This is a genomic window from Carboxylicivirga caseinilyticus (assembly GCF_050589785.1).
In the GTDB taxonomy this organism is placed as follows: Bacteria; Bacteroidota; Bacteroidia; order Bacteroidales; family Marinilabiliaceae; genus Carboxylicivirga; species Carboxylicivirga caseinilyticus.
Genome location: NZ_JBNGOX010000007.1, coordinates 122219 through 136045, shown reverse-complemented (window position 1 = coordinate 136045; position 13827 = coordinate 122219). Strand labels below are relative to the sequence as shown.

Genomic DNA, 13827 nt, shown 5'->3' with positions numbered 1-13827 from the left:
ATATGAAGAAATTTGTTTGGGGATTGAGTGCATTGATGATGTTTGCCTGGATGGGGTGTTCGGATAAGGGAACAGATCCCAACCCTAATCCAGATCCAGATCCGGAACCAGATAAGGAATACGTGATTCCTACCTACAATGATGATTATACCTGGACAGGTGATGATATAGCATCTTGGAGTGACAGATCTAAGTGGAATTTGGCCAATGTGCATGACCCATCAGTAGCTTTTTACGATGGATATTACTACATGTATAATACCGATGCTTCATTTGGTAATGAACACGAAGGTCATGGACACTTCCAGGGTAAGCGTTCCACCGATTTAGTTAATTGGGAATGGGTTGGAGGACCTTTCTATGATCCACCAAGTTGGGTAGCAGATTCATTAAACAACATTCGTTCGCGAATGGGACTTTCCGCAATTGCTACTGACGATATCCAATATGGTTATTGGGCACCGGTAGTACGCAAAATTACAGTAGGTGGGCAAGAGAAATTACGGATGTATTACAGCATCGTAATCAATAACTATATTAAAACAGGAAATCCATTATCAGATGCTTTTGATGGTAGCTGGTCAGAACGTGCTTTTATTGGTATGTGTGAATCTACTGATCCTGCCGGAGCCAGTTGGGAAGACAAAGGTTATGTGACCTGTTCTTCATCAGATAGAGGCCTTGATTATAGTAGAGCCAGTACTAACGATTGGAGTGGTTATTTCTATTATAATGCAATTGACCCAACATACATTGTTACCAATGCCGGGGAGCATTATTTGATTCATGGTTCATGGCATAGTGGCTTTACAATTTTAGAATTAAATGCTTCAACAGGTAAACCTGTTAATACTTTAGGTGAACCCTATGCAAACAATGTAACAGATCTTACATCACGATATGGAAAAAGAATTGCTACGCGATCATCAAATTCTCGATGGCAAGGTAGTGAAGCTCCTGAAATAGTTTACAAAGATGGATATTACTATCTGTTTATGGCTTATGATGGACTTGATGTGCCATATAATACTCGTGTTTGTCGTTCTACTTCAATTGACGGACCATATTATGGCAGCGATGGTGCCAATGTAACAGCAGGAGCTGATTGTTATCCAATTGTTACACATCCTTATCAGTTTAATAATCATTCTGGTTGGGTTGGTATTTCACATTGTGCAGTGTTTCAAAACGAAGATGGTGATTGGTTTTATGCTTCTCAAGGTCGTCTTCCTGCCGGAACTAATGGTAATGCTTATGCCAATGCTATTATGATGGGACATGTACGAAAAATTCGTTGGACAGCAAGTGGATGGCCGGTTGTTATGCCTGAAAGATATACAGGTGTACCTGAGAGTGCTATTACAAATGATGAACTTGTTGGTTCATGGGAGTGTATTACACTACGATACAGTTATGCCAACATGCAAAAATCAACTCAATTAGTTTTAAATGAAGATGGAACCGCAACGGGTGCTTTAACCGGAAGTTGGTCGTTCAATAGTTCAACCAACACTTTAACAATCGGTAATGTAACTTTGTGTATTGAACGTGAAGTTGACTGGGAGGCAAATCCTCGTGAAGTGACGATTGTTTTTTCAGGCCTTACTGTTGATAAAAAATACTCAATTTGGGGTAAAAAAGTAGATTAAAAGAAGTTTTTGCAAGTAACACTCTCAGTTTTACTTTAAAAATCATATGAACCCTGGTAAAGAATTAAAAACCTTTACCAGGGTTTATTTTATCCCTAACTCATCCATATAATTAAGAAAAAAAGTTAATTTTACTTTTAATATTTTAGATTCTGATTGCTCTATTAATGTTAAACTAATATTGAGATTTATATGAAAAAATTGGTATTTGCTTTAATGATTGCATCAATTTTTGCATCATGCAGCAAAAAAACTGACAACGTAATTTTAATTAATGAGGCTTCCTTTTCAACCATTTATAATGGTGAGGCAGTTAAGCTTTATACTTTAAAGAATAATACAGGTATGGTAACTCAGATTACTAACCTGGGAGGTAGGGTAGTTAATCTTTGGGTACCTGATAAAAAAGGAAATTATGCAGATGTTAGCCTTGGATATAACACGGCTGATGAATACCTAAATAATCCTGAAACATTTTATGGTGCATTAATCGGTCGTTACGGTAATCGTATTGGAAATGCTCAGTTTGTTATTGAAGAGGATACTTTTAAATTAAGTCAAAACGATGGAGTGAATACTTTACATGGTGGACCAACAGGTTTCTTCGACAGAGTTTGGTCTGCAACTCCGATTGGTGAAAATAAGTTGGAATTAACCTATACTTCAGTTGATGGTGAAGAAGGATATCCTGGTAACCTGGAAGTGAAAGTTGTTTATGAATTGACAGATAAGAATGAGTTAAAGATTGAATATTTTGCTACAACTGATAAACCAACTCACGTTAACCTTACAAATCATACCTATTTTAATTTAGGTGGTGAGGCTTCCGGAACTATTAATGATCATCTGATGATGATTAATGCCGATGCATACACTCCTGTTGATGCAGGCTTGATTCCAACCGGAGAATTGGCTCCCGTTGAAGGAACTCCATTTGATTTTAGACAACTAACGGCTATCGGAGCCAGAGTTGATGCTGATGATGAGCAACTAAAAAAGGGTGGTGGATATGATCATAACTGGGTTTTAAATAAGGCAGAAGATGGTTTGACTTTAGCTGCTACCTTAAAAGAACCTGTTTCTGGTCGTGTTATGGATGTGTATACAAATGAACCTGGTATTCAGTTCTATGGCGGTAATTTTATGGATGGAAAATACCCGGGTAAATATGGTAAGACTTTAAATTATCGTGAAGCTTTGTGTTTAGAGACTCAGCATTTTCCTGATACACCTAATAAACCTGAATTTCCTTCAACTTTAGTAAATCCAGGTGATGAGTATTATTCAATTTGTATTTATGCTTTCAGAGTTGAATAAAGATTATTAAGAATATAAATGAATTAGAAGGCAGTATTTTTACTGCCTTCTTTTTTTTAATACTCAGCTCTCTTATATTTGTATACAATAGTAAAGAATCAAAGCTGATCGGCCCTATTCAGAAATATTTCAATTGTTTGGAAGTATTACAGCAGCATATGAAAGATAATTTCTTACGATTTACCATATTTATATTATTTATTCTATCCTCTTCGTCTTTTCAGGGGCAAATTAATCCACGTGTTGATTATATTAATATTGACGATGGATTACCACAAAATACTGTTCAATCAATAATAAAAGATGGGTTTGGATTTGTATGGATAGGTACCGATAATGGATTATGTCGCTACGATGGTTATGAGTTTGAATATTATTTCTCAAAGGGAACTGATGATAACTTGTGGGATAATAGAATTTTAGATCTGGCATTCGATGACAAGGTATCTCTTTTTGTAACCACACAAAAAGGACTGCAGATATTTAATTTATTGGAGGGTAAGTTTGTTTCTGTTTTACCGAATGAAATCATGTCGGTTTTTAAGCAAGACGTTATTAAAGTGCTGTGTGTAGATGAACTTCTTTGGGTAGTTACTAAAACCAACGGGATATATAAATTATCTCAGGCGAACAATCAATTGAAGTTATCAGGGCATTATTTGTATGAAGGAGATAACCCAAGACCATTAAGTATTCAAAAAGGTTTGGAAGGTAAAATATTATTGGGTACAAACGAACGTTTATATGTGTTTGATACCTCGGTTGATAATTTTATTCCTTATCAATATCAGCCAGAGGTGGTGATTCCAACATATGTGCAAAGTATCCTTGAGGATCAAAATTATCTTTTTCAAGGCACCAATAATGGATTGTTTGTATTGAATAAACAAACAGGAGAAATTGAATGGTATAATTTTATTGCCAACGATGATAACTCCTTGAGTCATGCAAATGTAACAGCCTTGGCTAAAAGTGATGCTGATATATTGTTAATCGGCACCTTGGGTGGATTTTGTAGTTTAAATTTAGATAATAAATTAGTTACCCGTTCCAGACTTTTCACAAATCGGGAAGAAATAAATCAGGTTGAATTCATCCGCTCACTTTTCGCAGATGAATTTGGAAGTGTTTGGGTTGGTACCGATAAAATTGGATTAGCCTATTATAACATTCATCAAAAGAGTTTTTATTCGCTAGACGATTTAAATCCCGAATTCGAGGTGTTGAATAAGGATATTATCAATTCAATTTTTAAGAGCGGAAATAATTTATGGGTTGGGACAGCCGGAGATGGATTGGCAAAAGTTAATACAAAAGGAAAAGATATTCAGTTTTATCGAACCATTTCTGATAAAAATTCAATAGAGAGTAATTTTATCACTTCCATTTATGAAGATAAAAAGGACAATATATGGGCAGGAAGTTGGGGAATGGGAATTCAGGTACTGCAAAAAGGATCTAATCGAATATTAAAAACCTATCACTCAGAAAATGGATTGCCAAGTGATTTTATTTCGGTTATGTATGTCAATCAGTCGGGTGAGCTATTAGTTGGAACGCAGTCTGGTTTATGTATATACAACGAGGTACAGGATCGTTTCTATCCGATTGGCCCGGATGGAGGTATGTCGGTTTGGGAAGTAGGTTGTATGGTTGAAGATAAAAATGGATTTTACTGGATTGGTACCACCAATGGTCTTCACCGTTTTAATGGTAAACTTGTTAAAAATGATCAACCTACTGTAATCTCACGGTATGAACAAGTGTGGTATAAAGAAACCAATGAGGCCAATAGTTTGCCAAATAGCTACGTTAGTTCACTCAACGTAGATGAGAACGGAGATATTTGGGTTGGTACTTATGGAGGTGGGATAGCCAAATGTATTGAAACAACCAATGGTAACTACGAATTCAGGATTTACAATCAAAAAGATGGATTGGCTAATAATGTAGTATATTCCATTCTGACAGATAATTCAAATAATATTTGGATTACTACTGAAAACGGACTCGCGAGATTTAATGAAAAGGATAATCATTTTATCAACTATTACAAACAGGATGGTTTAAGAAATAACCAGTATTACTGGTCGGCAGCATACAAAGATAAGGATGGGTATTTGTATGTTGGAGGATTAAGTGGTTTAAACTATTTTCATCCTGACAGCATTGAAAGTGTTTCATACAATACAAAAGCTTCTATTACCAAATTAAATATCTATAACCAGAACGTTCAACCAGGGGAAGAATATCATGGACAAATACCATTGAAAAGATCTTCTTTTGCTAATGATACAATTACACTTTCGTATAAAGACAATGTATTCTCGCTTGAGTTTTCGGCTTTGAATTTTCTTCATTCATCGAAAATAACCTATGCTTATCGATTGCAGGGAGTTGATAAAGATTGGATTAAGGTGGATTCAAAAAGAAGAATCGCATCATATACCAACCTTGCAGGTGGAGTTTATCCATTCCAGTTAAAAACCACTAATCACGAAGGAATTTGGAATGATGATATCACAGAGGTATACATTGAGGTTATACCTCCGTTTTGGCAGGAAATGTGGTTTAAGTTACTGGTAGTCGCATTCATCATCTTATTGGGTGCCTCCTATGCTCGTTATCGCTCTTTCCGCATTTCAATGCAAAAGAAAAGACTGGAACAACTTGTTCGTGCCCGTACTTTAGAAATTAATGAAAAGAACAAACAACTTGAAGAAACTTCACAAAGGTTGTTGGATAATAATGAACAACTGGAGAGAAGGAGAGCGAAAATTGAGAATCAGAAAAGTCTGTTAGAGGATCAGAATAAAGAAATTATATCACAGCGTGATCAGTTAATTGCCTTAAACAAGGAGGTTGAAGGTATTCATCAGATGAGGATGCAATTCTTCACAAATATCTCGCATGAGTTCAGAACCCCATTAACACTGATTATTTCGCCTATTGAAAGAATATTAAATAATCCCAAGTATCAGCTTCCTGAGAATGTGCAGAAATCGATAAATATCGTTAAAAGAAATGCTGAACGATTGTTGATGTTAACAAATCAGATATTAACATTCCGCAAATTAGAAGCCGGTAAATTAGAGGTTTTTCTGCATGATGGTAATCTGAATGAAGTGATTACAGAGATTGGTGAAGCATTTAAAGTGTTGGCTGAAGATAAAAATATAGCCTATTCTATTAATGTTAGCAAAGGAGATTATGAAGGGTGGTACGATAAATCAAAACTTGAAAATATACTTTTTAATTTATTGTCAAATGCCTTTAAGTATACACCCGAGGATGGTAAAGTAGATCTGGAACTACAGCAGTTTAATGACGAGGAATTAGGTAAATGTATCAAGGTCGTAGTGACAGATACTGGTCAGGGAATTAAAAAGGAAACATTAGAAAAGGTATTTGATCGTTTTTATCGTGCCGATAATAATCTGGGCTTTGGAACAGGTATCGGGCTTTCGTTAGTAAAAGAATTAGTACTAAAGCTTAATGGTCAAATCTCGGTGTCAAGCGAATTTGGTGAAGGTTCTGCTTTTACTTTAATACTACCAATAGAAGAAGCCGCTTTTAAAGAATATACTATTGTTAAAAAGGAAATTGGAGATTCGCTTTCGTTGATTGAGAAAGTAAATTTAATGAAAGCTACAGAAGAAAAAGCTGAATTAAATGATGATGACGATAGAGAGAAAGTAAAGCTTTTAATTGTGGAAGATAATGATGATTTACGAAATTTCTTAAGTGAATCATTAAGTGATACCTACAAAGTTTATACAGCGGTAGATGGCCAGGATGGATATGATCAGGCCTTAAAAGAAGAAATTGATTTGGTTGTTAGTGATATTATGATGCCAAGGCTGAATGGTTTGGATTTATGTAAGCAATTAAAAAATAATCTTAATACCAGTCATCTTCCAATCATATTGCTGTCAGCCAAGGGTATGGAAGAGAATCAAGTGGAAGGTCTGGGAGTAGGTGCCGATGATTATATTACCAAACCATTCAATTTTGCATTGTTATTGGCCAAAATAAAAAGTCTGGTTGAGAACAGGCAAAAACTGAAGAAAATATATCTGCAGAATAGCGCTGAAGAATTGGATTTAAAAGGAGGTTCGTTGGACGATGAATTTATGCAAAAGGTGAATAATGTTGTTTCTGAATTATATGCTGACCCAACTTTCGATATTGAAAAATTCTCGTCAAGAATGTTTGTTAGCAGAAGTTTGTTGTATAAAAAGCTGAAAGCATTAACCAATGTTTCACCTAATGAATACATCAATGTGTTTCGACTAAAAAAATCGATTCCTTTACTTAAATCTAAAAAATATCAGGTTGCCGAAGTTGCTGTAATGGTTGGATTCAACGATCCGAAATATTTTAGCCGTGTATTTAAAAAATTCTATGATTGTTCGCCAAGTGAATACACAGGTGCATAATTGTGTAAACTTATAAGATGCTCTAACTGATAGCGTATACAGAAGTTGTTTACAGAACATTGGTTGAATATATAGTAGGTATATTCTACATCTATCCACTTTATAAAAACGTTTGTCCTCTCTATAGACTATCTCTCAGGTTAATTTTGTTTTGAATAGTAACAAATATTACAAGATGAGATATTTTCCCTACTTAATAATTTTGGTAAGTGTTATCGGCCTTCAGGCTTGCAGCATGAAACCTGCTGAAAAGAAACGCAACCCATACACTGATGACTATACTGAGATATCAAGTTTAAGTCATCGTAATCAATGGAATGCAGCCAATGTTCATGATCCGTCTTGTATAAAAGTAGGTGATACATATTATGTATATGCTACGGGTGCCTATTTTACACCACCGAATATTAATTTTAAGGATGACAGTGTTCATATTGGAAAACTTCCGATACGAAGTTCAAAGGATTTGGTAAACTGGAATTTTGAAGGATGGGTATTTGATGAAACACCTGAAGAAGCCTTTACATATGTAAAAAGTGTGAATGGTGGGCATGCAGCTGATAATATGTGGGCGCCTTTCATTCGTAAAGTAGGTGATGAGTATCGTTTATATTACTCGGTTTCTTATTTTGGATCTAATGCATCTTTCATAGGCATGGCAACTTCTGAATCACCTTTAGGACCATGGGAAGATAAGGGGGAAATTGTAAAAACCACCCGTGAAAGTAAAATGAATGCAATTGATCCATCCGTAATAACAGACAAAAAAACTGGTAAGGACTGGATGGTATATGGTTCATACTTTGGAGGGTTATATTGCATGGAACTGAATACCGAAACAGGTTTAGCTTTAACTCCCGGAGATAAAGGTCATTTGATTGCCCGTCTTGAAAATGGTAAGGATCGGGTGATTGAAGCTCCTGAAATCGTATTCAACGAAGAACAGGATATGTATTATCTTTTTGTATCATACGACTCCTTATTCAGTTTTTATAATCTACGTGTTGGAAGATCTGAATCACCAGAGGGCCCATTCCTGGATTATTTTGGAAACGATTTAAAAGACACCACAGATAACTATCCAATTTTAACCCATAGTTATATGTTTAAGAATCATCCCGGATGGAACGGGAATGCTCACTGTGCTGTATTAAACGATAACGGGAAGTATTATGTTATGCATCAGGGTAGATTGGCTCCCGAAAATCTGGCGCTGCAAATGCATGTGCGTGAGGTAAACTGGTTATCAAATGGCTGGCCTGTGTTGTCACCGGAACGATATAATATTATTGAGAATAAAGATCAGATTGAAAAAGAGGAGTTAACCGGATTATGGGAAATTATTGAATTACAGAATATACCCGATAAAAAACTATATACTCCCGGTGGTTGGCAATATAAACCAGAAGCTTTTAATGTTTCTGTTGAAGCAACTTTTACAACAAATGGCGAAGTTAGAGTTGAAAAATTGGAACAAATTAAAAATTTTGATTTAAAGGATGGAGTTCTTTATCTTGCGGGTGATGAAACAAGCAAAATTGAATGTGCTATCTTCAGAGGATGGGATTGGGAACAGGAATGTGAAACCATTCTGTTCAGTGGTATTTTACCAAGCGGTCACGGAATCTGGGGTAAAAAAGTAACACCTCTTAAATAAGCTACAAAAAATGAGAATTCAATCTATTCTTCTTCTTGCAGTACTGTTTTTGTCAACAACAGTATTTGCTCAAAACAAAATTACGGCCAATACTGAAAAGGCTGAAACAGTTATCAACAGAGATATCTACGGTCATTTTGCAGAACATCTGGGACGTTGTATCTATGATGGCTTTTATGTTGGTGAAGGTTCATCTATTGAAAATGTCCGAGGTTTTCGTGTAGATGTGATTAATGCATTACGTGAAATGCAAATTCCTTTGTTGCGATGGCCTGGAGGCTGTTTTGCCGATACATATAACTGGAAAGACGGTATCGGACCCAAAAGTGAGCGACCTTCCATTGTTAATGTTCATTGGGGAGGCGTAACGGAAGATAATAGTTTTGGAACCCATGAGTTTATGGATTTTTGTGAGTTGATTGGTGCTGATGCCTATATTAATCTTAATGTTGGATCCGGTTCGGTACGAGAGGCTAAGGAGTGGGTTGAATATATGACTTCATCCAATAAAAGTCCCATGACTGAGTGGCGTAAACAAAATGGGCGGGAAGAACCATGGAAAGTAAAATATTGGGGAATTGGTAACGAAAACTGGGGCTGTGGTGGAAATATGACTCCAGAGTATTATGCTGATCTGTATCGTAATTATGCAACCTATTGTCATGGTGCTGATTATAAAATTGCTGGAGGTGCTAATGTTGCCGATTATAACTGGACAGAAGTGTTGATGAAAAAACTTCAGCACTACAAGCACATTGTTGATGGACTTTCACTTCACTACTATGTTCATCCCGGAGGATGGGGAAACAAAGGATCTGCGAGAGATTTTGATGAAGCTGAGTATCATCTTACCATGAGAAAAACTTTCTATATGGAAGAGTTAATTAACAATCATTCTGCCATTATGGATAAATATGATCCAAAGAAGCAAATTGATATGATCGTAGATGAGTGGGGAGCATGGTATGATTGTGAGCCGGGTACAAACCCAGGTTTCCTATATCAGCAAAACACCTTGAGAGATGCTATACTGGCAGGAATTCATTTGAATATCTTCAACAATCATGCTGATCGTATTAAAATGGCAAATATTGCCCAGATGATTAATGTGATACAGTCAGTTATTTTAACGCGTGAGGATAAAATGTTGTTAACACCTACTTACTACATCTTTAAAATGTACAGTGTTCATCAGGATGCTACTTTGGTACCTTTAGATGTTCAGACAGAAATGTACAAAGTGGGTGATGAAGAGGTTCCGGCATTAAATGCTTCAGCATCTATTAAAGATGGTAAACTAAGCATGACTGTTTGTAATTTGAATCCAAACAAGGATGAGGAAATTGAATATACTTTTGATAATCAGAAATATAAAAATGCAACAGGACTGATTGTTACAGGAGAAAAATTACAATCGTTAAACGATTTTGATCAAACGGAACAGGTATCATTAAAAGAATTTAAAGTTGCCAAACCAAAGAATGGTACAATGAAAATAAAAATACCAGCAAAATCTGTTGTTTTGATTACTTTGGAATAGCTTTAAATGGTAGTTCAGGTAGATCTTTCTACCTTTAAGTATAAATAATATTTAAGAAAAAAATGTCACAGGACTTTAATTGTCTTGTGACATTTTTTTTGTTTGAATATTTTATCTAAGTACTAGTTATTAGTTGATTAATTATCTGAGTAGGTTTATTGGATGATTGATAAATTAACATTTACATACCCAATAGGAAACAAACAATAATTTAAAGCAATCTGATCATAATTATTTTTGCAAATGTTGATAGAATGAGGTTTCAATTGCATGCAACAATTTAAATAATTAATTTAATGACTGTTGGTTTGATTCAATCCGGCAATAAAACGATTGATTTTCATTAAATCGTCATTGACAATAAGAGTACATTTCTGGAATAGAAAAAGTATAGCATCATTATGAGTTTAAATAGAAAAACTGTTTTGTTATTAGGGTTACTGGTTTTAATACCGAGTGTATATGCCCAGGTGGTTAGAGAAAGAATCAATTTTGATAAGGATTGGAAATTTACATACGGGCATCCAACCGATTTTGAAAAGGATTTTAACACCGGAACAAGCTATTTTACCTATCTGGCAAAAGCAGGTTTTGGTGATGGAGCTGCAGCTGTTTCATTCGACGACAGAACATGGCGTCAGTTGAATATACCTCACGATTGGGCAGTAGAAGTTCCTTTTGATGCCAAAGGCAGCCATAGCCATGGTTATAAGGCAGTAGGTCGAAATTTTCCGGATGTTAGTGTGGGTTGGTATCGAAAGCATTTTACGATTGATGAGAAGGATTTTGGCAATCAGATTTTTATTGATTTCGATGGAGTTTCGCGGGATGCTATGGTTTGGGTTAACGGACATTATCTGGGGAATGAGTCAAGCGGTTATCAGAGCTTCGGTTATAATATTACAGACCTATTAAATTATGGTGGAGAGAATGTTGTTGCTGTTCGGGCTGATGTTACCATCGAAGAAGGTTGGTATTACGAAGGAGCAGGGATCTATCGCCACGTTTGGCTGCGCAAGACATCGCCTTTACATGTTCAAAAAGACGGAACCTTTGTTTATGCTGATATCGATGCTGATAAAGCCAACGTTACCGTTAAAACAGAGATTGAAAATCGAGGAATAGATTCATCAATATTTGTTGTTAGTCAGCAAGTAATCAATGCTGAGGGTAAAGTTTTGGCTGAGGCTAAAAGTGAAGAAAATACTTTAGCAGCAATGGCAAAAGGTGAAGTGGATTTATCAATGGTTGTTAGTAATCCTCATTTATGGTCACTTGAGGATCCATACTTACATACCGTTATTACTCAAATTTTAGTGGATGGAAATGTAGTAGATGAATATAAGACCCGTACTGGTTTTAGAACAGTTTATTTTGATGCTGATAAAGGATTTTTCTTAAATGGCAAACATGTAAAACTAAAAGGAACCAATAATCATCAGGATCATGCTGGTGTGGGTTGTGCTATGCCTGATGAGTTAATTCGCTGGCGTTTGCAACAACTGAAGAATTTTGGAAGTAATGCTTATCGAAGTTCACATAATCCGGCAACACCTGAGTTATTGTCTATGTGTGACGAAATGGGAATTTTGGTTATCGACGAAAATCGATTAATGGGGAGCCATCAGGAAGCTTTTGATGAGGTAGAGCGATTGATCCGTCGTGACCGTAATCATCCTAGTATTTTTGTTTGGTCCATGGGTAATGAAGAATGGGGCATTGAGTGTAATGTTTTGGGTGAGAGAATCACCACTACGATGCAAAATTTTGCCCGAACCATTGATCCGACCCGGCCGATGAATACTGCTGTTAGCGGTGGTTGTAATCAGGGTGTTTCTGCTGCAGTTGAAGTGATGGGTTACAATTACCTGGGACAATGGGATACCGATAAGCATCACGAGTTATTTCCAAATCAACCCTCAATGGGTACAGAGGAAGGTTCTACCTGGGCAACCCGTGGGATTTATTTTGATGATCCTGAAAAGCACTATATGAGAGCTTACGATCATTTACCTCGTCCAACATGGGAAACAATTGAGACCAGCTGGAAGCATTATGCTGAACGTGATTACCTGGCTGGAATGTTTATCTGGACTGGTTTTGATTATAGAGGTGAACCAACACCTTATGCATGGCCATCTATCACTTCGTATTTTGGTATGATGGATTTATGTGGTTTCCCAAAAGACAATGTTTTCTACCTGAAATCGTGGTGGGGTAATGAGCCTGTTTTACATTTGCTTCCTCACTGGAACTGGACTGGAAAAGAAGGTGATACCATACAGGTTTGGGCATACAGCAACTGTGAGGAAGTGGAGTTATTCCTTAATGGTAAAACACAAGGTCGAAAAAGTATGGAGGTTAATGGTCATTTGGAGTGGCCTGTTGTTTATCAACCTGGAAAATTAAAAGCGGTTGGTTATGCCAATGGGGAAAAAATAATGGAGGAGATTGTTGAAACAACTACTGATCCATATAAGATTGAGTTAGCAGGGCATAAAACCATGTTGAAAAATTGTGCCAACGATGTTTCTGTTGTAACCGTTAAAGTATTGGATAAAAAAGGCCGGGCAGTGCCAGTAGCTGATAATTTAATAGAGTTTACATTAGAAGGACCAGGAAAACTAATTGGCGTTGGTAACGGAAATCCAACTTCATTGGAAAAAGATAAATTTATTGATGATTATAAAGTTATTCAAACGCCTAAGATTAGGAAATACGATTTAGGAGAAATAGAGGTGGATCTGCCAGAAGCTGCAACAGCTATTTTAGAGAAAGATTCGAAGAATAAAATGATGGTAACAGAATTTGATCTTTCAAAAGAAGATGTGACCAACGGTCAATTCATCTGGTACTCTAAAAAAGTTGGAGATAATCTGCAGGCATATTTAAATGGAGTAAATATTCAACCTATTGAAGGAGATTTAGATAATATGGCAGTGTTCAAGATTGATAATTCGTTATTGAAAGAAGGTACTAATAATCTTGTTTTAGTTGGATTACCTTTAGCACCACCAAATCAATGGGACGAACCAAATAAGCATTTAGGCGATATTCAAATGGTGAAAGGTGCTGATCAGTGGAAAAGAAAATTATTCAATGGATTGGCACAGGTTATTGTTCAACCAGATGAGAGGGGGGCAGGAGAAATTATTTTAAATGCAACATCCAACGGACTTAAAGGCACAAAACTTATTATTACGGTTGAATAATTGTTTTAATGTA

Annotated in this window: 6 protein-coding genes; all 6 read left to right on the top strand. The window is 36.1% G+C overall.

Going from position 1 to position 13827, the window contains the following annotated elements; translation table 11 throughout:
* Positions 1-2: 2 nt before the first annotated feature.
* The 6 genes from ACRD62_RS05780 to galA all read left to right on the top strand — a co-directional run bounded on the left by ACRD62_RS05780 (position 3) and on the right by galA (position 13814).
* Positions 3-1649: an arabinan endo-1,5-alpha-L-arabinosidase gene (locus tag ACRD62_RS05780; protein ID WP_430819182.1), complete on the top strand. Its 1647-nt coding sequence runs from the start codon at positions 3-5 to the stop codon at positions 1647-1649.
* A 192-nt stretch (positions 1650-1841) separates the two neighbouring features.
* On the top strand, positions 1842-2966 hold the full coding sequence (locus ACRD62_RS05775; protein ID WP_430819181.1) for an aldose epimerase family protein: 1125 nt from the start codon (positions 1842-1844) through the stop codon (positions 2964-2966).
* Between the two features lie 158 nt (positions 2967-3124).
* Positions 3125-7405: a hybrid sensor histidine kinase/response regulator transcription factor gene (locus ACRD62_RS05770; RefSeq protein ID WP_430819180.1), complete on the top strand. Its 4281-nt coding sequence runs from the start codon at positions 3125-3127 to the stop codon at positions 7403-7405.
* A 175-nt stretch (positions 7406-7580) separates the two neighbouring features.
* A complete protein-coding gene (locus ACRD62_RS05765) occupies positions 7581-9062 on the top strand; it encodes an arabinan endo-1,5-alpha-L-arabinosidase (RefSeq protein WP_430819179.1) in 1482 nt (493 codons plus the stop codon).
* A gap of 10 nt (positions 9063-9072) precedes the next feature.
* Positions 9073-10602: an alpha-N-arabinofuranosidase gene (locus ACRD62_RS05760; protein ID WP_430819178.1), complete on the top strand. Its 1530-nt coding sequence runs from the start codon at positions 9073-9075 to the stop codon at positions 10600-10602.
* A gap of 401 nt (positions 10603-11003) precedes the next feature.
* Positions 11004-13814, top strand: a complete 2811-nt coding sequence (gene galA / locus ACRD62_RS05755) for a beta-galactosidase GalA (RefSeq protein ID WP_430819177.1) — start codon at positions 11004-11006, stop codon at positions 13812-13814.
* Positions 13815-13827: the final 13 nt, after the last annotated feature.